Source organism: Pseudomonas reidholzensis (assembly GCF_900536025.1).
GTDB classification, from domain to species: Bacteria; Pseudomonadota; Gammaproteobacteria; order Pseudomonadales; family Pseudomonadaceae; genus Aquipseudomonas; species Aquipseudomonas reidholzensis.
Genome location: NZ_UNOZ01000003.1, coordinates 228,501 through 249,659 on the forward strand (window position 1 = coordinate 228,501; position 21,159 = coordinate 249,659).

The 21,159-nt window shown below is 57.1% G+C and carries 31 protein-coding genes; all 31 read right to left on the minus strand.

Annotation, left to right across the window (positions count from 1 at the left end; translation table 11 throughout):
• Entirely contained in the window at positions 1-621 is a 621-nt protein-coding gene (gene rpsD / locus CCOS865_RS04135; RefSeq protein ID WP_101322335.1) for a 30S ribosomal protein S4, read from the minus strand.
• A 15-nt stretch (positions 622-636) separates the two neighbouring features.
• On the minus strand, positions 637-1,026 hold the full coding sequence (gene rpsK / locus CCOS865_RS04140) for a 30S ribosomal protein S11 (RefSeq protein ID WP_003255454.1): 390 nt from the start codon (positions 1,024-1,026) through the stop codon (positions 637-639).
• Positions 1,027-1,044: 18 nt separating this feature from the next.
• The gene (gene rpsM, locus CCOS865_RS04145; protein ID WP_101322336.1) at positions 1,045-1,401 is read right to left on the minus strand and encodes a 30S ribosomal protein S13; all 357 of its coding nucleotides are present in this window, start codon (positions 1,399-1,401) and stop codon (positions 1,045-1,047) included.
• A 131-nt stretch (positions 1,402-1,532) separates the two neighbouring features.
• Positions 1,533-1,649 carry a 50S ribosomal protein L36 gene (gene rpmJ, locus CCOS865_RS04150; protein WP_002555468.1) on the minus strand — a complete coding sequence of 39 codons (117 nt, stop codon included), beginning with the start codon at positions 1,647-1,649 and terminating at the stop codon, positions 1,533-1,535.
• A gap of 28 nt (positions 1,650-1,677) precedes the next feature.
• Positions 1,678-3,009, minus strand: a complete 1,332-nt coding sequence (gene secY, locus CCOS865_RS04155; RefSeq protein ID WP_101322337.1) for a preprotein translocase subunit SecY — start codon at positions 3,007-3,009, stop codon at positions 1,678-1,680.
• Entirely contained in the window at positions 3,010-3,444 is a 435-nt protein-coding gene (rplO, locus tag CCOS865_RS04160) for a 50S ribosomal protein L15 (protein ID WP_010220318.1), read from the minus strand. It abuts the gene before it with no gap.
• Positions 3,445-3,447: 3 nt separating this feature from the next.
• Positions 3,448-3,624: a 50S ribosomal protein L30 gene (gene rpmD / locus CCOS865_RS04165; protein WP_010220317.1), complete on the minus strand. Its 177-nt coding sequence runs from the start codon at positions 3,622-3,624 to the stop codon at positions 3,448-3,450.
• Positions 3,625-3,626: 2 nt separating this feature from the next.
• Positions 3,627-4,127 (minus strand): 30S ribosomal protein S5, encoded by a 501-nt coding sequence (gene rpsE, locus CCOS865_RS04170; RefSeq protein WP_003255465.1) that lies wholly within the window; start codon positions 4,125-4,127, stop codon positions 3,627-3,629.
• Positions 4,128-4,130: 3 nt separating this feature from the next.
• A complete protein-coding gene (gene rplR / locus CCOS865_RS04175; RefSeq protein WP_011531893.1) occupies positions 4,131-4,481 on the minus strand; it encodes a 50S ribosomal protein L18 in 351 nt (116 codons plus the stop codon).
• Between the two features lie 10 nt (positions 4,482-4,491).
• Entirely contained in the window at positions 4,492-5,025 is a 534-nt protein-coding gene (gene rplF / locus CCOS865_RS04180; protein WP_003255469.1) for a 50S ribosomal protein L6, read from the minus strand.
• 12 nt (positions 5,026-5,037) lie between these two features.
• Positions 5,038-5,430 carry a 30S ribosomal protein S8 gene (rpsH, locus tag CCOS865_RS04185; RefSeq protein WP_119138195.1) on the minus strand — a complete coding sequence of 131 codons (393 nt, stop codon included), beginning with the start codon at positions 5,428-5,430 and terminating at the stop codon, positions 5,038-5,040.
• A gap of 209 nt (positions 5,431-5,639) precedes the next feature.
• Positions 5,640-5,945 (minus strand): 30S ribosomal protein S14, encoded by a 306-nt coding sequence (gene rpsN, locus CCOS865_RS04190; protein WP_119138197.1) that lies wholly within the window; start codon positions 5,943-5,945, stop codon positions 5,640-5,642.
• A 13-nt stretch (positions 5,946-5,958) separates the two neighbouring features.
• Positions 5,959-6,498 carry a 50S ribosomal protein L5 gene (rplE, locus tag CCOS865_RS04195; RefSeq protein ID WP_119138199.1) on the minus strand — a complete coding sequence of 180 codons (540 nt, stop codon included), beginning with the start codon at positions 6,496-6,498 and terminating at the stop codon, positions 5,959-5,961.
• A 20-nt stretch (positions 6,499-6,518) separates the two neighbouring features.
• Positions 6,519-6,833 carry a 50S ribosomal protein L24 gene (rplX, locus tag CCOS865_RS04200; RefSeq protein ID WP_003255476.1) on the minus strand — a complete coding sequence of 105 codons (315 nt, stop codon included), beginning with the start codon at positions 6,831-6,833 and terminating at the stop codon, positions 6,519-6,521.
• 11 nt (positions 6,834-6,844) lie between these two features.
• Complete coding sequence (gene rplN / locus CCOS865_RS04205) at positions 6,845-7,213, minus strand: 50S ribosomal protein L14 (RefSeq protein ID WP_011063774.1); 369 nt, start codon at positions 7,211-7,213, stop codon at positions 6,845-6,847.
• A gap of 23 nt (positions 7,214-7,236) precedes the next feature.
• Complete coding sequence (gene rpsQ / locus CCOS865_RS04210) at positions 7,237-7,503, minus strand: 30S ribosomal protein S17 (RefSeq protein WP_003255478.1); 267 nt, start codon at positions 7,501-7,503, stop codon at positions 7,237-7,239.
• Positions 7,504-7,505: 2 nt separating this feature from the next.
• Positions 7,506-7,697: a 50S ribosomal protein L29 gene (rpmC, locus tag CCOS865_RS04215; RefSeq protein WP_002555481.1), complete on the minus strand. Its 192-nt coding sequence runs from the start codon at positions 7,695-7,697 to the stop codon at positions 7,506-7,508.
• Positions 7,697-8,110 carry a 50S ribosomal protein L16 gene (gene rplP, locus CCOS865_RS04220; RefSeq protein ID WP_009397508.1) on the minus strand — a complete coding sequence of 138 codons (414 nt, stop codon included), beginning with the start codon at positions 8,108-8,110 and terminating at the stop codon, positions 7,697-7,699. Before rplP ends, rpmC begins: the two co-directional genes overlap by 1 nt.
• Before the next feature lie 12 nt (positions 8,111-8,122).
• Positions 8,123-8,809 (minus strand): 30S ribosomal protein S3, encoded by a 687-nt coding sequence (gene rpsC, locus CCOS865_RS04225; RefSeq protein WP_003255481.1) that lies wholly within the window; start codon positions 8,807-8,809, stop codon positions 8,123-8,125.
• A 13-nt stretch (positions 8,810-8,822) separates the two neighbouring features.
• Positions 8,823-9,155, minus strand: a complete 333-nt coding sequence (gene rplV, locus CCOS865_RS04230; RefSeq protein WP_003103908.1) for a 50S ribosomal protein L22 — start codon at positions 9,153-9,155, stop codon at positions 8,823-8,825.
• Between the two features lie 11 nt (positions 9,156-9,166).
• Positions 9,167-9,442 (minus strand): 30S ribosomal protein S19, encoded by a 276-nt coding sequence (gene rpsS / locus CCOS865_RS04235; RefSeq protein ID WP_119138201.1) that lies wholly within the window; start codon positions 9,440-9,442, stop codon positions 9,167-9,169.
• Between the two features lie 16 nt (positions 9,443-9,458).
• On the minus strand, positions 9,459-10,283 hold the full coding sequence (gene rplB / locus CCOS865_RS04240; RefSeq protein WP_119138203.1) for a 50S ribosomal protein L2: 825 nt from the start codon (positions 10,281-10,283) through the stop codon (positions 9,459-9,461).
• A gap of 14 nt (positions 10,284-10,297) precedes the next feature.
• Positions 10,298-10,597, minus strand: coding sequence for a 50S ribosomal protein L23 (gene rplW, locus CCOS865_RS04245; RefSeq protein ID WP_003255484.1), 300 nt, complete (start codon positions 10,595-10,597; stop codon positions 10,298-10,300).
• Entirely contained in the window at positions 10,594-11,196 is a 603-nt protein-coding gene (gene rplD / locus CCOS865_RS04250) for a 50S ribosomal protein L4 (protein ID WP_101322344.1), read from the minus strand. Before rplD ends, rplW begins: the two co-directional genes overlap by 4 nt.
• 12 nt (positions 11,197-11,208) lie before the next feature.
• Entirely contained in the window at positions 11,209-11,844 is a 636-nt protein-coding gene (rplC, locus tag CCOS865_RS04255; protein WP_101322345.1) for a 50S ribosomal protein L3, read from the minus strand.
• A gap of 81 nt (positions 11,845-11,925) precedes the next feature.
• Positions 11,926-12,237 carry a 30S ribosomal protein S10 gene (gene rpsJ / locus CCOS865_RS04260; RefSeq protein WP_003186070.1) on the minus strand — a complete coding sequence of 104 codons (312 nt, stop codon included), beginning with the start codon at positions 12,235-12,237 and terminating at the stop codon, positions 11,926-11,928.
• Between the two features lie 141 nt (positions 12,238-12,378).
• Positions 12,379-13,572: an elongation factor Tu gene (tuf, locus tag CCOS865_RS04265; protein ID WP_119138205.1), complete on the minus strand. Its 1,194-nt coding sequence runs from the start codon at positions 13,570-13,572 to the stop codon at positions 12,379-12,381.
• A gap of 31 nt (positions 13,573-13,603) precedes the next feature.
• A complete protein-coding gene (gene fusA, locus CCOS865_RS04270) occupies positions 13,604-15,751 on the minus strand; it encodes an elongation factor G (RefSeq protein WP_119138207.1) in 2,148 nt (715 codons plus the stop codon).
• Between the two features lie 30 nt (positions 15,752-15,781).
• Complete coding sequence (gene rpsG, locus CCOS865_RS04275; protein ID WP_008089143.1) at positions 15,782-16,252, minus strand: 30S ribosomal protein S7; 471 nt, start codon at positions 16,250-16,252, stop codon at positions 15,782-15,784.
• A 106-nt stretch (positions 16,253-16,358) separates the two neighbouring features.
• Positions 16,359-16,730 carry a 30S ribosomal protein S12 gene (gene rpsL / locus CCOS865_RS04280; protein ID WP_003257088.1) on the minus strand — a complete coding sequence of 124 codons (372 nt, stop codon included), beginning with the start codon at positions 16,728-16,730 and terminating at the stop codon, positions 16,359-16,361.
• A 210-nt stretch (positions 16,731-16,940) separates the two neighbouring features.
• Positions 16,941-21,140 carry a DNA-directed RNA polymerase subunit beta' gene (rpoC, locus tag CCOS865_RS04285; protein ID WP_119138209.1) on the minus strand — a complete coding sequence of 1,400 codons (4,200 nt, stop codon included), beginning with the start codon at positions 21,138-21,140 and terminating at the stop codon, positions 16,941-16,943.
• Between the last annotated feature and the right edge of the window lie 19 nt (positions 21,141-21,159).

Below are 21,159 nucleotides of genomic sequence, written 5' to 3' on the forward strand. Positions count from 1 at the left end.
TTACTTGGAGTAGAGCTCGACAATCAGGTTTTCGTTGATGTCGGCGGACAGGTCGCTGCGAGCAGGAACGTTCTTGAAAACGCCCGACTTTTTAGCAGCATCCACGTCTACCCACTCAACGCGGCCACGCTGAGAGCACAGTTCAAGGGCTTGAACAATGCGCAGCTGGTTCAGCGACTTCTCACGAACCGAGACCACGTCACCCGGACGAACTTGGTAAGATGGAATGTTTACAGTCTTACCGTTGACGCTGATCGCTTTGTGCGAAACCAGCTGACGCGACTCGGAACGAGTCGAGCCGAAGCCCATACGGTAGACGACGTTATCCAGGCGGCACTCGAGCAGTTGCAGCAGGTTCTCACCAGTTGCGCCTTTTTTCGAGGCTGCAGCTTGGTAGTAACCGCGGAACTGACGCTCCAGTACACCGTAGATACGACGGACTTTTTGTTTCTCGCGCAGCTGGGTACCGTAGTCGGACTGACGGCCACGGCGCTGGCCGTGGATACCTGGGGCTGCTTCGATGTTGCACTTCGATTCCAGAGCGCGAACGCCGCTCTTCAGGAACAGATCGGTGCCTTCACGACGAGACAGTTTGCATTTTGGACCAATGTAACGTGCCATTTATCTGTCTCCTGATTACACGCGACGCTTCTTCGGCGGACGGCACCCGTTATGCGGGATTGGCGTCACGTCGGTGATGCTGGCGATCTTGTAGCCGCAGCTGTTCAAAGCACGAACGGCGGACTCACGACCTGGACCTGGACCCTTGACGTTAACGTCGAGGTTCTTCAGACCGTATTCCAGCGCAGCTTGACCAGCACGCTCTGCAGCGATCTGAGCTGCGAACGGGGTGGATTTGCGCGAACCACGGAAACCCGAACCACCGGAGGTCGCCCAGGACAAAGCATTGCCCTGACGGTCGGTGATGGTCACGATGGTGTTGTTGAAAGACGCATGGATGTGGGCGATGCCATCAACCACTGTCTTTTTGACTTTCTTACGAGGACGAGCAGCAGGTTTTGCCATGTCTATATTCCTGGGCGATTACTTGCGGATCGGCTTACGCGGGCCCTTACGGGTGCGTGCATTGGTCTTGGTGCGCTGACCGCGAACCGGCAGACCTTTACGATGGCGCAGACCGCGGTAGCAGCCCAGGTCCATCAAGCGTTTGATCTTCATGTTGATGTCACGACGCAGGTCACCTTCAGTGGTGAACTTCGCAACTTCGCTACGCAGGGTTTCGATTTGCTCGTCGCTCAGATCCTTGATCTTTGCGGCTGGGTTGACCCCAGTGTCTGCACAGATCTTCTGTGCAGTTGTGCGACCGACACCATAGATGTAGGTCAGCGAGATAACAGTATGCTTGTTATCTGGAATGTTGACGCCTGCAATACGGGCCATTCAGTGGGACTCCAATTGACAGCTACCTACGCCCCGGAAGCCAAGAAATAGGGCGCGAGATAATATCGCTGTAGAAACAATTAATCAACCCAGCAGCGCACTAGCTGCCGGGCTTGTAGCGCGGATCACACTCAGCCTTGGCGCTGTTTGTGACGCGGTTCCGCGCTGCAGATCACTCGCACGACGCCTTCGCGGCGAATAATCTTGCAGTTGCGGCACAGCTTTTTCACCGATGCACGAACTTTCATCACCAACTCCTCGAACCTTAGGGGCCTGTCAGCGCAGCAAGCTGCTGCCGCCATAGCCTTTCAGGTTGGCTTTCTTCATCAGGGATTCGTACTGGTGTGAAACGAGGTGCGATTGTACTTGGGACATGAAGTCCATCACAACCACTACCACGATCAGCAACGAGGTCCCGCCAAGGTAGAACGGCACGTTTGCTGCCACCACCAGGAACTGGGGCAGAAGGCATACGGCCATCATGTAAAGAGCACCGAACATGGTCAGACGGGTCAGAACGCCATCAATGTAGCGCGCCGACTGCTCACCAGGACGGATACCCGGAATAAAGGCACCGGACTTCTTCAGGTTTTCCGCTACGTCTTTCGGGTTGAACATCAGCGCTGTGTAGAAGAAGCAGAAGAAAATGATCCCTGCACTAAACAGCAAAATGTTCAACGGCTGACCAGGAGCGATCGACTGCGAGATGTCCTGCAACCAGCCCATACCCTCGGACTGACCGAACCAGGCACCCAGCGAAGCCGGGAACAGCAGAATGCTGCTGGCGAAAATAGCCGGGATTACCCCTGCCATGTTCACCTTGAGCGGCAAGTGGCTGGTCTGCGCAGCGAAGACCTTGCGGCCCTGCTGACGCTTGGCATAGTGAACGGCGATACGCCGCTGACCACGCTCAATGAACACCACGAAACCGATAATCGCTACTGCCAGCAAACCGATAGCGACCAGGGCGAAGATGTTGATATCGCCTGTGCGCGCAGACTCGAAAGACTGCCCGATTGCTCTCGGAAGACCGGCAACGATACCCGCGAAGATCAACATCGAGATACCGTTGCCCACACCGCGCTCGGTAATCTGCTCGCCCAGCCACATCATGAACATTGCGCCTGCCACGAAGGTGGAGACGGCAACCACATGGAAGCCAAGACTTGCAGAGAACGCCACGCCCTGGTTGGCCAAGCCAATGGACATGCCAATCGCTTGAACCAAAGCCAGGATTACAGTGAGGTAGCGGGTGTACTGGCTGATCTTGCGACGGCCAGCTTCACCTTCCTTCTTCAACTGCTCCAGCTGCGGGCTGACAGCGGTCATGAGCTGCATGATGATCGATGCCGAAATGTACGGCATGATCCCCAGTGCAAAAATGCTCATGCGCTCCAGCGCGCCACCGGAAAACATGTTGAACAAGCTAAGAATGGTCCCCTCATTCTGCCGAAACAGATCCGCCAGACGGTCCGGGTTGATACCGGGCACCGGGATATGTGCACCTATCCGATAGACGATGATCGCCATGAACAGAAAGCGCAGACGAGCCCAGAGTTCCGACATCCCGCCCTTACCGAGCGAAGAGAGAGCACCTTGCTTAGCCATTTATTCCTCGAATTTGCCGCCAGCTGCTTCGATAGCCGCACGCGCACCTTTGGTGGCTGCGATACCCTTGATGGTGACTGCGCGAGTGACTTCGCCAGACAGCATGATTTTCACACGCTGTACGTTCTGGTTGATCACGTTGGCATCCTTCAAGGATTGCACGGTGACAACGTCGCCTTCCACTTTAGCCAGCTCGGACAGACGCACTTCTGCGCGGTCCATGGCCTTCAGGGAAACGAAGCCGAATTTCGGCAGACGACGGTGCAGCGGCTGTTGACCGCCTTCGAAGCCCGGAGCGATGGTGCCACCGGAACGGGAGGTCTGACCTTTGTGGCCGCGGCCACCAGTCTTACCCAAACCGCTACCGATACCACGGCCCGGACGATGCTTCTCGCGACGGGAACCCGGCGCAGGACTCAGATCATTGAGTTTCATCGATTAACCCTCGACGCGCAGCATGTAGTAAGCCTTGTTGATCATCCCGCGATTCTCGGGAGTATCCAGGACTTCTACGGTGTGACCGATGCGACGCAGACCCAGGCCTTTAACACACAGTTTGTGGTTAGGCAGACGGCCGGCGGTGCTCTTGATCAGCGTGACTTTAACGGTAGCCATGATCAGAAGATCTCCTCGACGCTCTTGCCGCGCTTGGCAGCAATGGATTCAGGAGATTGCATGGCCTTCAGACCCTTGAAGGTGGCGTAAACCACGTTCACTGGGTTGGTCGAACCGTAGCACTTGGCCAGAACGTTCTGGACACCAGCAACTTCCAGGACAGCACGCATTGCGCCGCCAGCGATGATACCGGTACCTTCCGAGGCAGGCTGCATGTAAACCTTCGAGGCGCCGTGGGCGGCCTTGGTGGCGTACTGCAGGGTGGTGCCCTTCAGGTCAACCTGAATCATGTTGCGACGGGCAGCTTCCATGGCTTTCTGGATCGCGGCAGGTACTTCGCGCGATTTGCCACGGCCGAAGCCTACACGGCCCTTACCATCACCAACCACGGTCAACGCGGTGAAGGTGAAGATACGGCCGCCTTTGACGGTTTTGGCTACGCGGTTAACTTGAACCAGCTTCTCGATGTAGCCTTCGTCGCGCTTTTGATCGTTATTTGCCATAACTTAGAACTCCAGCCCGCCTTCACGAGCAGCATCAGCCAGCGCTTTGACGCGGCCATGGTACTTGAAGCCGGAACGGTCAAAGGCAACTTGAGATACACCGGCGGCTTTCGCACGCTCAGCTACCAGCTTGCCAACCTTAGTGGCCGCGTCGATGTTGCCGGTGGCGCCATCACGCAGTTCTTTGTCCAAGGTCGAGGCGCTTGCCAAAACCTTGCTGCCGTCGGCCGAGATGACCTGGGCATAAATGTGCTGCGAGGAGCGGAACACGCACAGACGCACGGCTTCGAGCTCGTGCATTTTCAGGCGTGCTTTGCGAGCGCGACGCAGTCGAGTAACTTTTTTGTCGGTCATTTGCTAGGCCCTACTTCTTCTTGGCTTCTTTACGACGGACGACTTCGTCCGCGTAGCGCACACCTTTACCTTTGTAAGGCTCTGGTGGACGGAAGTCGCGGATTTCAGCGGCCACCTGACCTACCAGCTGCTTGTCGATGCCCTTGATCAGGATATCGGTCTGGCTAGGCGTTTCAGCGGTGATGCCGGCTGGAAGTTCGTAGTCCACTGGGTGAGAGAAGCCCAGAGCCAGGTTCAGGACGGTGCCCTTTGCCTGAGCCTTGTAACCAACACCGACCAGCTGGAGCTTACGCTCGAAGCCTTGGCTTACGCCTTGGACCATGTTGTTCACCAGAGCGCGGGTAGTACCGGCCATGGCGCGAGCTTGCTGGTCACCATTGCGAGCGACGAAACGCAGCTCACCAGACTCTTCGGTAACTTCAACAGACGAGTGAACGTTCAGTTCGAGAGTGCCCTTGGCACCCTTCACCGAAAGCTGTTGGCCGGCGAATTTGACTTCGACACCGGACGGCAGCTTAACGGGGTTCTTAGCGACGCGAGACATGCTTATCCCCCCTTAGAACACTGTGCACAGAACTTCGCCACCAACACCGGCAGCACGTGCAGCACGATCCGTCATCACACCTTTGTTGGTGGAGACGATAGACACGCCCAGACCGCCACGAACTTTCGGCAGATCTGTAACGGCCTTGTACTGACGCAGGCCTGGTCGGCTGGCGCGCTTCAGCTCTTCGATGACCGGACGGCCTTCGAAGTACTTCAGCTCGATCGACAGGGAGGGCTTCACTTCGCTGCTAACCTGGTAGCCAGCGATGTAACCTTCGTCCTTCAGAACTTTGGCAACCGCTACCTTCAGAGTCGAAGATGGCATGCTTACGACGGACTTTTCAGCCATCTGGGCATTACGGATGCGAGTTAGCATGTCCGCTAACGGGTCCTGCATACTCATGGGCTAGATGCTCCTGATACAAGAATTATTAGCCTTGCGGCTATCACAACCACCTGCTCGACCCGGGTAAAAAACCCAGGCTCAGGTGAGCCGGTCATTCTAGACACAAGGCAGAAACGAAACAAGCCCCATATAGGGGCTTGTTTCGTAGCGAGGTCACCGGCGGTCGGAAGATTGCTCCCCTTCCGCCAGGATCACACCCGCGGGGCTTACCAGCTGGCCTTGACCAGACCTGGTACGTCACCGCGCATTGCAGCTTCACGCAGCTTGTTACGGCCCAGACCGAACTTACGGTATACACCGTGAGGACGGCCGGTCAGGCGGCAACGGTTGCGCAGACGAGCGGCGCTGGCGTCACGCGGCTGCTTTTGCAGTGCGACGACGGCGGCGAAACGCTCTTCAGGCGAAGCGTTCAGGTTGACGATGGTCGCTTTCAGCTCAGCACGCTTTTTGGCGAACTTGGCTACCGTGAGCTGACGCTTCAGCTCGCGGTTTTTCATGCTCTTCTTGGCCATTTTCCTACTCCAATCAGTTGCGGAACGGGAATTTGAATGCACGCAGCAGAGCGCGGCCTTCGTCATCCGAACGAGCAGTGGTGGTCAGGGTAATGTCCAGACCGCGCAGAGCATCGATCTTGTCGTAGTCGATTTCCGGGAAGATGATCTGCTCTTTCACGCCCATGCTGTAGTTGCCACGACCATCGAAGGACTTGGCATTCAGGCCGCGGAAGTCGCGAACCCGAGGCAGGGAGATCGCCAGCAGGCGGTCCAGGAATTCGTACATACGGTCACGGCGCAGGGTAACTTTAACGCCGATCGGCCAACCTTCACGAACCTTGAAACCCGCAATCGACTTGCGAGCGAACGTCACAACGGCTTTTTGGCCGGTGATCTTTTCCAGGTCGGCAACTGCGTGCTCGATGACTTTCTTGTCACCGACCGCTTCGCCCAGGCCCATGTTCAGGGTGATCTTGGTTACGCGAGGAACTTCCATCACGTTCGCGAGCTTAAGTTCTTCCTTAAGCTTGGGAGCGATTTCGTTCCGGTAAATCTCTTTGAGTCGTGCCATTGTCTTCTACCTAGCAGTGTTCAAGCATCAACCGCTTTCTGGGTCGACTTGAAGACACGAATTTTCTTGCCGTCTTCAACCTTGAAGCCAACGCGGTCAGCCTTGTTGGTTTCACCATTGAAAATGGCAACGTTGGAAGCGTGCAGAGGCGCTTCTTTCTCGACGATACCGCCCTGTACGCCCGCCATCGGGTTAGGCTTGGTATGACGCTTGACCAGGTTCACACCACCGATGACCAGACGGTCGTCAGCGAGAACCTTCAGCACCTTACCGCGCTTACCTTTGTCTTTGCCGGCGATCACGATGATCTCGTCGTCACGACGAATCTTTTGCATGTCGGATCTCCTTAGAGCACTTCAGGGGCGAGCGAGACGATCTTCATGAACTTCTCGTTGCGAAGTTCACGGGTCACTGGCCCGAAGATGCGAGTGCCGATCGGCTCTTGCTTGTTGTTCAGCAGAACAGCAGCGTTACCGTCGAAACGAATGATGGAACCGTCAGCGCGACGTACACCATGACGGGTACGGACGACTACGGCGGTCATCACTTGGCCTTTTTTGACCTTACCGCGCGGAATTGCTTCCTTGACGGTTACTTTGATGATGTCACCGATGCCGGCGTAACGACGATGGGAACCGCCGAGGACCTTGATGCACATGACGCGACGAGCGCCGCTGTTATCGGCCACATCGAGCATGGATTGAGTCTGAATCATAAAATTTCTCCGACCCCTAGCCCTTAGACTTCAACAGCGCGTTCGAGGACTTCAACCAGTGCCCAGGACTTGGTCTTGGCCAGCGGACGGGTTTCGCGAATGGAAACCTTGTCGCCGATCTTGCACTGGTTGGCTTCGTCGTGCGCGTGCAGCTTAGTCGAACGCTTAACGTATTTACCGTAGATCGGGTGCTTTACGCGACGCTCGATCAGAACGGTGATGGTCTTGTCCATTTTGTCGCTGACGACACGGCCAGTCAGCGTACGGACGGTTTTTTCAGCTTCAGCCATGATCACTTACCTGCCTGCTGGTTGAGCACAGTTTTCACGCGAGCGATGTCACGCTTAACTTGCGAGAGCAGGTGCGACTGCCCCAACTGGCCAGTTGCTTTCTGCATACGCAGATTGAACTGGTCGCGCAGCAGGCCGAGCAGTTGCTCGTTCAGCTGCTGTGCCGATTTTTCACGAAGTTCATTCGCTTTCATCACATCACCGTCCGCTTAACAAAGGAGGTGGCGAGTGGCAGCTTTGCAGCAGCCAGGGCGAAAGCTTCGCGCGCCAGCTCTTCAGAAACACCCTCGATCTCGTACAGGACTTTGCCTGGCTGGATCTGGGCAACCCAGTATTCCACGGAACCCTTACCTTTACCCATCCGCACTTCAAGAGGCTTCTTGGTAACCGGCTTGTCCGGGAACACACGGATCCAGATCTTGCCGCCACGCTTAACGTGACGAGTCAGAGCACGACGTGCCGACTCGATCTGGCGAGCGGTGAGGCGACCGCGGGCGACAGCTTTCAGGGCGAATTCGCCGAAGCTGACCTTGCTACCGCGCAGTGCCAGACCACGGTTGTGGCCAGTCATCTGCTTGCGGAATTTTGTACGCTTAGGTTGCAACATTTGGCGTACCCCTTACTTAGCAGCTTTTTTACGAGGCGCTGGTGCTTGTGGTTTCAGTTCTTCTTGGCGACCACCAATAACTTCGCCTTTGAAGATCCAAACCTTCACACCGATCACACCGTAAGTGGTGTGAGCTTCGTAGGTGTTGTAGTCGATATCGGCACGCAGGGTGTGCAGAGGCACACGACCTTCGCGATACCACTCGGTACGAGCAATCTCAGCACCGCCGAGACGACCGCTCACCTGGATCTTGATGCCCTTGGCACCAATACGCATGGCGTTCTGCACGGCGCGCTTCATAGCACGACGGAACATTACGCGGCGCTCCAGCTGCTGAGCTACGCTTTGCGCAACCAGCATGGCGTCGAGTTCCGGCTTGCGGATCTCTTCGATGTTGATGTGCACAGGCACACCCATCTGCTTGGTCAGGTCCTGACGCAGCTTCTCAACGTCCTCACCTTTCTTCCCGATAACGATACCTGGACGAGCGGTGTGGATGGTGATGCGTGCAGTTTGGGCCGGACGATGGATATCGATACGGCTTACGGACGCGCTTTTTAGTTTGTCTTGGAGGTACTCACGTGTTTTCAGATCCTTCAACAGGTAATCTGCGTAAGTAGCGCCGTCTGCATACCAGACGGACGTGTGCTCCTTGACGATTCCCAGGCGAATGCCAGTGGGATGTACTTTCTGACCCATCTGATCGACTCCGTTACTTGTCCGCAACCTTGACAGTGATATGGCAAGACCGCTTGACGATGCGATCAGCGCGGCCTTTGGCACGCGGCATGATGCGCTTCAGCGAACGCCCTTCGTTGACGAAAACGGTGGAGACCTTAAGGTCATCAACGTCTGCGCCTTCGTTGTGTTCGGCGTTGGCAACGGCCGACTCGAGGACTTTCTTCATGATTTCAGCGGCTTTTTTGCTGCTGAAGGCCAACAGGTTGAGCGCTTCGCCCACCTTCTTCCCGCGGATCTGGTCGGCGACCAAGCGGGCTTTCTGGGCGGAGATTCGAGCGCCCGACAACTTAGCGGCTACTTCCATTTCCTAACCCCTTAACGCTTGGCTTTCTTGTCAGCCACGTGCCCGCGATAAGTGCGGGTACCGGCGAACTCGCCCAGTTTGTGGCCGACCATGTCTTCGTTCACGAGAACTGGGACATGTTGACGACCGTTATGTACGGCGATGGTCAGACCGACCATTTGTGGCAGGATCATCGAACGGCGCGACCAGGTTTTCACTGGCTTGCGATCGTTCTTCTCCGTCGCCACTTCGATCTTCTTCAGTAGGTGAAGATCGATAAAAGGACCTTTTTTCAGAGAACGTGGCACTGTCGTATCCCTCTATTTACTTGCGACGACGGACGATCATTTTGTCGGTACGCTTATTACCACGAGTCTTCGCACCCTTGGTTGGGAAGCCCCATGGCGATACCGGATGACGACCACCGGAGGTACGACCTTCACCACCACCATGCGGGTGGTCAACCGGGTTCATGGCAACACCACGAACGGTTGGGCGAACGCCACGCCAGCGTTTGGCACCAGCTTTACCCAGCGAACGCAGGCTGTGCTCGGAGTTCGAGACTTCGCCCAGGGTCGCACGGCACTCAGCCAGGACTTTACGCATTTCACCAGAGCGCAGACGCAGGGTCACGTAGACACCTTCGCGAGCGATCAGCTGAGCCGAAGCACCAGCGGAACGAGCGATCTGTGCACCTTTACCCGGCTTCAGTTCGACGCCGTGAATGGTGCTACCTACTGGAATGTTGCGCAGCTGCAGGGAGTTACCGGCCTTGATTGGGGCCAGTGCGCCTGCGATCAGCTGGTCGCCTGCACTCACGCCTTTAGGGGCGATGATGTAGCGACGCTCACCGTCTGCATAGCACAGCAGGGCGATGTGAGCAGTACGGTTTGGATCGTATTCGATACGCTCGACAGTGGCTGGAATGCCATCTTTGTCGTTGCGACGGAAGTCGACCAGACGGTAATGCTGCTTATGACCACCACCGATGTGACGAGTGGTAATACGGCCATTGTTGTTACGACCACCAGACTTCGATTTCTTCTCGAGCAGCGGTGCGTGAGGAGCGCCTTTGTGCAGCTCCTTGTTGACCACCTTGACCACGAAACGGCGGCCAGGGGAAGTCGGTTTGCATTTAACGATTGCCATGATGCACCCCTTCCTTACTCAGCACTGCTGCTGAAATCGAGATCTTGGCCTGGCTGAAGGGAGACGATCGCCTTCTTCCAGTCATTACGCTTGCCCAGACCACGTGCGGTACGCTTGGTTTTACCCAGAACGTTAACGGTCGACACGTTTTCAACTTTTACGTTGAACAGGCCTTCGACAGCTTTCTTGATTTCCAGCTTGGTTGCGTCAGTAGCAACCTTGAATACGAACTGGCCTTTTTTCTCAGCCAGAACGGTAGCCTTCTCGGAAACATGCGGGCCAAGGAGGACTTTAAATACGCGTTCCTGGTTCATCCCAGCAGCTCCTCGAATTTCTTCACGGCCGACACAGTGATCAACACTTTGTCATAGGCGATCAGACTGACCGGATCGGAACCTTGTACGTCACGAACGTCGACGTGCGGCAGGTTGCGAGCAGCCAGGTACAGGTTCTGATCAACGGCGTCCGATACGATCAGGACGTCAGTCAGGCCCATGCCATTCAGCTTGTTCAGCAGATCTTTGGTCTTCGGTGCTTCAACAGCGAAGTCCTGGACAACGACCAGACGGTCGGTACGCACCAGCTCAGCGAGGATGGAACGCATTGCTGCGCGGTACATCTTCTTGTTGAGCTTCTGCGAGTGGTCCTGAGGACGTGCTGCGAAGGTGGTGCCACCGCCGCGCCAGATTGGGCTACGGATGGTACCGGCACGAGCGCGACCAGTGCCCTTCTGACGCCATGGGCGCTTACCGCCACCGGATACGTCGGAACGGGTTTTCTGCTGCTTGGTGCCCTGACGGCCGCCGGCCATGTAGGCCACGACTGCTTGGTGTACCAGCGTCTCGTTGAATTCGCCACCGAAAGTCAGTTCGGAAACTTCGATCGCCTGAGCGTCATTTACATTAAGTTGCATGTCAGTTTCCCCTTAACCGCGAGCCTTGACAGCTGGACGTACAACCACGTCGCCGCCAGTAGCGCCAGGAACGGCACCCTTGATCAGCAGCAGGTTGCGTTCAGCGTCGACGCGAACTACTTCCAGGGACTGCACAGTAACGCGCTCGGCGCCCATGTGACCGGACATTTTCTTGCCCTTGAACACACGACCAGGAGTCTGGCACTGGCCGATGGAACCCGGAACACGGTGCGATACGGAGTTACCGTGGGTGTTATCTTGGCCACGGAAATTCCAGCGCTTGATGGTACCGGCGAAGCCTTTACCTTTCGACTGACCGGTGACGTCTACCAGCTGGCCTGCAGTGAAGAGTTCAGCTTTGATCAGATCGCCAGCCTGGAAATCGCCTTCTTCAAGACGGAACTCCCAGACACCGCGACCAGCGGCAACGTTGGCTTTAGCGAAGTGACCAGCTTGAGCAGCAGTCACACGCGAAGCACGACGCTCGCCTACAGTGATTTGCACTGCACGGTAGCCATCAGTTTCTTCGGTTTTGAACTGGGTGACGCGATTCGGCTCGATCTCAACGACCGTGACCGGAATGGAGACACCTTCTTCGGTGAAAATACGGGTCATACCGCATTTACGACCGACTACACCAATAGTCATGTTGTAAACCTCATGAGTGTACGGGGCTTTCACCCGCTATGGCCGCCCATTTCAGAGCGTTACACGGTTAAGACCGAAGTCTTAGCCGAGGCTGATCTGCACTTCCACGCCTGCCGCGAGATCGAGCTTCATCAGCGCATCAACGGTTTTATCCGTTGGCTGGACGATGTCCAGAACGCGCTTATGAGTACGGATCTCGTACTGGTCACGCGCGTCTTTGTTGACGTGCGGGGAGACCAGAACGGTGAACCGCTCTTTGCGGGTAGGCAGTGGAATTGGACCACGCACTTGTGCCCCAGTACGTTTCGCGGTTTCCACGATTTCCTGGGTGGATTGGTCGATCAGGCGATGGTCGAAAGCCTTCAACCTGATTCGGATTTGCTGATTTTGCATTGGATTTCAGACTCCAGGCTGTTCCCAACGGACGCACTACGCCCGCTAAAAGGAGGCGTGATTCTATAGACGCCTCAATTTAGTGTCAACCCAATAAAAAAAACCCCCGCTGAGCGGGGGTTTTTTCAACCGATCGAGTGATTACTCGATGATTTTGGCTACGACGCCGGCGCCGACGGTACGACCGCCTTCACGGATGGCGAAACGCAGGCCGTCTTCCATAGCGATGGTCTTGATCAGGGTGACAACCATTTTGATGTTGTCGCCTGGCATGACCATTTCAACGCCTTCTGGCAGCTCGCAGTTGCCAGTCACGTCGGTGGTACGGAAGTAGAACTGTGGACGGTAGCCTTTGAAGAACGGAGTGTGACGACCGCCTTCTTCTTTGCTCAGCACGTACACTTCAGCTTCGAACTTGGTGTGCGGCTTGACCGAACCTGGCTTGACCAGAACCTGGCCACGCTCAACGTCGTCACGCTTGGTGCCGCGCAGCAGCACGCCGCAGTTCTCGCCAGCACGACCTTCGTCCAGCAGCTTGCGGAACATCTCAACACCGGTGCAGGTGGTGTTGGTGGTGTCACGCAGACCAACGATTTCCAGGGCGTCTTGAACGCGGACGATGCCACGCTCGATACGGCCGGTAACCACGGTGCCACGACCCGAGATCGAGAACACGTCTTCGATCGGCATCAGGAACGGCTTGTCGATCAGACGCACTGGCTCTGGGATGTAGCTGTCCAGAGTTTCGACCAGTTTCTTGACGGCAGTGGTGCCCATCTCGTTGTCGTCTTTGCCTTCCAGAGCCATACGAGCGGAACCGATGATGATCGGAGTGTCGTCGCCTGGGAAGTCGTAGGTGGACAGCAGGTCACGAACTTCCATCTCGACCAGTTCCAGCAGCTCAGCGTCGTCTACCAGGTCAGCCTTGTTCAGGAAGACCACGATGTACGGAACGCCAACCTGACGGGACAGCAGGATGTGCTCACGGGTTTGTGGCATCGGACCATCGGCGGCCGAGCAAACCAGGATCGCGCCGTCCATCTGGGCAGCGCCGGTGATCATGTTCTTCACGTAGTCAGCGTGACCTGGGCAGTCGACGTGAGCGTAGTGACGGATCTGCGAGTTGTACTCGACGTGTGCGGTGTTGATGGTGATACCGCGAGCTTTCTCTTCCGGGGCGCTGTCGATCTTGTCGAAGTCAACGACTGCGGAACCGAAAACTTCGGAGCAGACGCGAGTCAGAGCTGCGGTCAGAGTGGTTTTACCGTGGTCAACGTGACCGATGGTGCCAACGTTGACGTGCGGGAGGGAACGATCAAATTTTTCTTTAGCCACGACAGTGAACTCCTAGCCTAAAGGGGCTGAATCAGCCTTGTTTTTTAACGAGAGCTTCGACGATGTTCGACGGAGCTTCGGCGTATTTGGAGAATTCCATGGAGTAGCTCGCGCGACCCTGAGACATGGAACGAACGTCGGTCGCATAACCGAACATTTCCCCGAGCGGCACTTCAGCACGGACAACCTTGCCGGAGACCGAATCATCCATACCCTGGATCAGACCACGACGACGGTTCAGGTCACCCATCACGTCACCCATGTAGTCTTCTGGGGTTACAACTTCGACCTTCATGATCGGCTCGAGAACCACGCCACCGCCCTTCTGGGCCAGTTGCTTGGTTGCCATCGAAGCAGCGATCTTGAACGCCATTTCGTTGGAGTCGACGTCATGGTACGAACCGTCGAATACCGTGGCCTTGAGGCCGATCAGAGGATAGCCGGCAACGACGCCGTTCTTCATCTGCTCTTCGATACCCTTCTGGATCGGGGCGATGAATTCCTTAGGAATCACGCCACCAACGACTTCGTTGGTGAACACCAGACCTTCGGTGATGTTGCCTTTGTCGTCCACGTCCGGCTCCGAGAAACGGATCCAGCAGTGACCGAACTGACCACGACCACCCGACTGACGAACGAACTTGCCTTCGATCTCGACGTTGGACTTGGTGATCTTCTCGCGGTACGAAACCTGCGGCTTGCCGATGTTGGCTTCGACGTTGAACTCGCGCTTCATGCGGTCAACGAGGATGTCCAGGTGCAGCTCACCCATACCGGAGATGATGGTCTGACCGGTTTCTTCATCGGTCTTGACGCGGAACGACGGGTCTTCCTGAGCCAGTTTGCCCAGTGCGATACCCATCTTTTCCTGGTCCTGCTTGGTCTTCGGCTCAACAGCAACCGAGATCACAGGCTCCGGGAAGTCCATACGCTCGAGGATGACCGGCTTGTCGGCGCTGCACAGGGTGTCACCGGTGGTGACGTCCTTCATGCCGATCAGAGCAGCGATGTCGCCCGCGCGTACTTCTTTGATCTCTTCACGCTGGTTGGCGTGCATCTGGACCATACGACCAACGCGCTCTTTCTTGCCCTTGACCGAGTTGATCACGGAGTCGCCCGAGCTCAGGAAGCCCGAGTAGACGCGCACGAAAGTCAGAGTACCAACGAACGGGTCGGTGGCGATCTTGAAGGCCAGAGCCGAGAACGGCTCGTCGTCGGAAGCGTGACGCTCGACGAAGTCTTCAGCAACCAGCTCGTCCTTCGGCTTCTCGATCAGATCAGGGTGGATACCCTTGATTGCCGGGATTTCGGTAGGAGCAGGCAGGAAGTCGATCACGGCGTCGAGAACCAGGGGAACACCCTTGTTCTTGAACGACGAACCGCAGACAGCCGGGACGATTTCGCTGGCCAGGGTGCGCGCGCGCAGACCGGCTTTGATTTCGTCGATGGTCAGCTCTTCGCCTTCCAGGTACTTGTTCATCAGCTCTTCGCTGGACTCGGCAGCCGCTTCAACCATGTTGGAGCGCCACTCTTGAGCCAGCTCAAGCATGTCGGCAGGAATTTCTTCCTCGCGCGGCGAAGTACCCTTGTCGTCGTCGTTCCAGTAGACAGCCTTCATCTTGATCAGATCGATCTGACCCTGGAAGTTGTCTTCCGAACCGATGGCCAGCTGGATCGGAACCGGGGTGTGACCCAGGCGGTTCTTGATCTGGCCAACAACGCGCAGGAAGTCAGCACCGGCACGGTCCATCTTGTTCACGTAAACAACACGTGGAACGCCGTACTTGTTGGCTTGACGCCATACGGTTTCGGACTGCGGCTCAACGCCGGAGGTACCGCAGAACACAACGACCGCGCCGTCGAGTACACGCAGCGAACGCTCTACTTCAATGGTGAAGTCAACGTGGCCGGGGGTATCGATGACGTTTACGCGGTAGTTGTCGTACTGACCGGTAGAACCTTTCCAGAAGGTGGTAACGGCAGCGGAGGTAATGGTAATACCCCGCTCCTGCTCCTGCACCATCCAGTCGGTGGTCGCGGCGCCGTCATGCACCTCGCCCATCTTGTGGCTCAGGCCTGTGTAGAACAGGATCCGCTCGGTAGTGGTAGTCTTGCCCGCGTCAACGTGCGCGCAAATACCAATGTTACGGTAGCGGTTGATTGCTGTAGTACGAGCCATAAAGCCCTCGCAAAATGATTGATGCTTGAATTAGAAGCGGTAGTGCGAGAATGCTTTGTTGGCTTCAGCCATACGGTGCACGTCTTCACGCTTCTTGACTGCAGCACCTTTGCCTTCAGCAGCATCCAGCAGCTCACCAGCCAAACGCAGGGCCATGGACTTCTCGCCGCGCTTGCGGGCGTAGTCTACAAGCCAGCGCATTGCCAGCGCGTTACGACGGGATGGGCGAACTTCGACCGGGACCTGGTAAGTGGCACCGCCGACACGGCGGGACTTGACTTCGACCAGCGGAGCGATGGCGTCGAGAGCTTTCTCGAAGATTTCCAGGGGATCGCTGTTCTTGCGTTCTTTGACCTTGTCCAGCGCACCGTAAACGATACGCTCGGCAACGGCCTTCTTGCCGCTTTCCATCACGTGGTTCATGAACTTGGCGAGGATCTGGGAGCCGTATTTTGGATCGTCCAGAATCTCACGTTTTGCTGCTACACGACGTCTTGGCATGATAAGCCCTCAAACGGTCTTCAGGTTAGCCCGGGACTTCGGTCTTCGACCAACGCCCGACCTTACTCTTATCGACTGAAAAAAATGATTGTGTGCAAACGGCCGATTACTTCGGACGCTTGGTACCGTACTTCGAACGACCCTGGTTACGGCCTTTGACGCCGGAGGTATCCAGAGAGCCGCGAACGGTGTGGTAACGAACACCTGGCAAGTCTTTTACACGGCCGCCACGAATCAGGACGACGCTGTGCTCTTGCAGGTTGTGGCCTTCACCGCCGATGTACGAGGAAACCTCGAAACCGTTGGTCAGGCGCACACGGCAGACTTTACGCAGTGCCGAGTTAGGTTTTTTCGGCGTGGTGGTGTACACACGGGTGCACACGCCACGACGTTGCGGGCAGTTCTGCAGCGCAGGTACGTCGGATTTCTCGACGGTACGCTTACGCGGCTGACGTACCAGCTGGTTGATAGTTGCCATCTACTAGCTCCACTGATTGTCTTGCGACGCTATTGTCTTGCAAGAAAGCCAAAAATTGACGAGACGGAGCCTCACCAAATTTAAGGGTACAAAATTCTAAAGAGGTTCTTGCACCCAGTCAAGACAAGGCCCCGGCCCTCCCCGCCCGGTGATCGGTAACATTGCCTGTCACCGAGCACCACGGAGAGGGGCCGGGGCCCCGTCCTGTACTTAGTTGCCGCTGGAATTCAGCGCTTCGGTCAGTGCGGCTTCCACCTCACTGGCACTCACGCGCAGCGGCTTGTCGGCTTCACGGCGACGCTTGCGCTCGCTGTGGTAAGCCAGACCAGTACCGGCCGGGATCAGACGACCCACGACCACGTTCTCTTTCAGGCCGCGCAGGTAATCGCGCTTGCCGGTTACCGCCGCTTCGGTCAGTACACGGGTGGTTTCCTGGAAGGAAGCCGCCGAGATGAACGATTCGGTGGACAGCGAGGCCTTGGTGATACCCAGCAGCACACGGGTGAACTTGGAGATGAACTTGTCCTCGCCGGCGAGACGCTCGTTCTCGACCAGTACGTGGGTCAGTTCCATCTGGTCGCCCTTGATGAAGCTGGAGTCGCCCGACTCGGCAATCTCAACTTTACGCAGCATCTGACGCAGGATGGTCTCGATGTGCTTGTCGTTGATCTTAACGCCTTGCAGGCGGTAAACGTCCTGGATCTCGTTGACGATGTACTTGGCCAGCGCGCTGACACCCAGCAGACGCAGGATATCGTGCGGATCGCTCGGGCCGTCGGAGATGACTTCGCCGCGGTTTACCTGTTCGCCTTCGAAGACGTTCAGGTGACGCCACTTCGGAATCAGCTCTTCGTACGGATCAGTACCGTCGGTCGGAGTAATGACCAGACGGCGCTTGCCCTTGGTCTCTTTACCGAACGCGATGGTACCGCTGACTTCCGCCAGGATCGAGGCTTCTTTCGGACGACGGGCTTCGAACAAGTCGGCAACCCGTGGCAGACCACCGGTGATGTCACGGGTCTTGGACGTTTCTTGCGGGATCCGCGCGATAACGTCACCGACACCGATCTGGGCACCGTCAGCCACACCGACCAAGGCGTTGGCTGGCAGGAAGTACTGAGCAGGTACGTCGGTACCTGGCAGCATCAGATCCTTGCCATTGGCGTCGACCATCTTGATGGCCGGACGGATTTCCTTGCCAGCGGCAGGGCGATCCTTGGCGTCCAGGACTTCAATGTTGGTCAGGCCCGTCAACTCGTCAGTCTGACGCTTGATGGTGATGTTTTCTTCCATGCCCACGAAGGTCACGGTACCTTTCAGCTCGGTAACGATCGGGTGGGTGTGCGGGTCCCACTTGGCGACGATTGCGCCCGCTTCGACCTTGTCACCTTCCTTGACCGAAATCACCGCACCGTAAGGCAGCTTGTAGCGCTCACGCTCACGACCGAATTCGTCGGCAATGGCCAGTTCGCCGGAACGCGATACAGCAACCAGGTTGCCGTCAGCACGCTCTACCTGCTTCAGGTTGTGCAGACGAACCATACCGCCGTTCTTCACCTGGACGCTGTCGGCAGCCGAGGTCCGGCTTGCAGCACCACCGATGTGGAACGTACGCATGGTCAGCTGGGTACCCGGCTCACCGATGGACTGGGCAGCGATAACGCCGACCGCTTCACCGATGTTCACCTGGTGACCGCGAGCCAGGTCACGACCGTAGCACTTGGCGCAGATGCCGAAGCGAGTTTCGCAGCTGATCGGCGAACGCACGATAACTTCGTCGATGCTGTTCAGCTCGATGAACTCGACCCACTTCTCGTCGACCAGGGTACCGGCCGGAACGATGACGTCTTCGGTGCCAGGCTTGAACACGTCACGGGCGATCACTCGACCCAGTACACGTTCACCCAGCGGCTCGACCACGTCACCGCCTTCGATGTGCGGAGTCATCAGCAGGCCGTGATCCGTGCCGCAATCGATCTCGGTAACTACCAGATCTTGCGCCACGTCGACCAGACGACGGGTCAGGTAACCCGAGTTCGCAGTCTTCAGTGCGGTATCCGCAAGACCCTTACGAGCACCGTGCGTCGAGATGAAGTACTGCAGAACGCTCAGGCCTTCACGGAAGTTCGCGGTGATCGGCGTCTCGATGATCGAGCCGTCCGGCTTGGCCATCAGGCCACGCATACCGGCCAACTGACGAATCTGAGCTGCCGAACCCCGGGCACCGGAGTCAGCCATCATGTACATCGAGTTGAAGGACTCTTGGTCGACTTCGTCGCCATTGCGGTCGATGACCTTCTCTTTCGAGAGGTTGGCCATCATCGCCTTGGACACTTCGTCGTTCGCCTTGGACCACAAGTCGATGACTTTGTTGTACTTCTCGCCCTGGGTTACCAGGCCGGAGGCGTACTGGCTCTCGATTTCCTTCACTTCATCGGTAGCAGCATTGATGATGCGGGCTTTTTCATCCGGGATAACGAAGTCGTTAACACCGATCGAAACGCCGGAAATGGTCGAGTAGGCAAAACCGGTGTACATCAGCTGGTCAGCGAAGATCACGGTCTCTTTCAAACCAACCACGCGGTAGCACTGGTTGATCAGCTTGGAGATCGCCTTCTTCTTCATCGGCTGGTTGACCACGTCGTACGACAGACCTGGCGGTACAACCTGGAACAGCAGCGCACGGCCGACGGTGGTGTCGACGATACGGGTGTTCTTGACGCTGCCGCCATCACGGTCGTTCACGGTTTCGTTGATACGAACCTTGATCTTGGCGTGCAGGGCAGCTTCGCCGGCGCGGAATACCCGGTCGACTTCCTGCAGGTCGGCGAATACGCGACCTTCGCCCTTGGCGTTGATGGCTTCACGGGTCATGTAGTACAGACCCAGTACAACGTCCTGCGACGGAACGATGATTGGCTCACCGTTGGCTGGCGACAGGATGTTGTTGGTCGACATCATCAGCGCGCGCGCTTCGAGCTGGGCTTCCAGCGTCAGCGGCACGTGAACGGCCATCTGGTCACCGTCGAAGTCGGCGTTGTACGCAGCACAGACCAGCGGGTGCAGCTGGATAGCCTTACCTTCGATCAGTACCGGTTCAAACGCCTGGATGCCCAGACGGTGAAGGGTCGGTGCACGGTTGAGCAGTACGGGGTGTTCGCGGATCACCTCGGCGAGCACGTCCCAGACCTCTGGCAGCTCGCGCTCGACCATCTTCTTGGCAGCCTTGATGGTGGTCGCCAGACCACGCATTTCCAGCTTGCCGAAAATGAACGGCTTGAACAGCTCGAGGGCCATCTTCTTCGGCAGACCGCACTGGTGCAGACGCAGGGTCGGGCCTACGGTAATTACCGAACGACCGGAGTAGTCCACGCGCTTACCGAGCAAGTTCTGACGGAAACGACCTTGCTTACCTTTGATCATGTCAGCCAGCGACTTCAGCGGACGCTTGTTCGAGCCAGTGATGGCGCGACCGCGACGGCCGTTGTCGAGCAGGGCGTCGACCGCTTCCTGCAGCATGCGCTTTTCGTTGCGCACGATGATGTCCGGAGCCGACAGGTCAAGCAGACGCTTGAGACGGTTGTTCCGGTTGATCACGCGGCGGTACAGGTCGTTCAGGTCGGACGTCGCGAAGCGACCACCGTCCAGCGGTACCAGCGGACGCAGGTCCGGCGGCAGTACTGGCAGAACGGTCAGGACCATCCACTCAGGCAGGTTGCCCGAGCCCAGGAACGCTTCCATCAGCTTCAGGCGCTTGGACAGCTTCTTGATCTTGGTTTCCGAGTTGGTCTGCGGAATCTCTTCGCGCAGGCGGCCAATCTCGTGCTCCAGGTCGATCGCGTGCAGCAGCTCACGGACAGCCTCGGCACCCATGCGGGCGTCGAAGTCGTCACCGAACTCTTCCAGCGCTTCGAAGTACTGCTCGTCGTTGAGCAGCTGACCCTTCTCGAGGGTGGTCATGCCCGGGTCGATAACGACGTAGCTCTCGAAGTAGAGAACGCGCTCGATATCACGCAGGGTCATGTCCATCAGCAGGCCGATACGGGACGGCAGCGACTTCAGGAACCAGATGTGGGCAACCGGCGAGGCCAGTTCGATGTGCGCCATGCGCTCACGACGAACCTTGGCCAGGGCGACTTCAACGCCGCACTTCTCGCAGATCACACCGCGGTGCTTGAGGCGCTTGTACTTGCCGCACAGGCACTCGTAGTCCTTGACTGGGCCAAAGATCTTGGCGCAGAACAGGCCGTCACGCTCAGGCTTGAACGTACGGTAGTTGATGGTTTCCGGCTTCTTAACTTCACCGAACGACCACGAACGGATCATCTCAGGCGACGCAAGCCCGATGCGAATGGCATCGAACTCTTCGACTTGACCCTGGTTTTTCAGCAAATTCAGTAGGTCTTTCAAGGCCTTTCCTCCTGGCGGA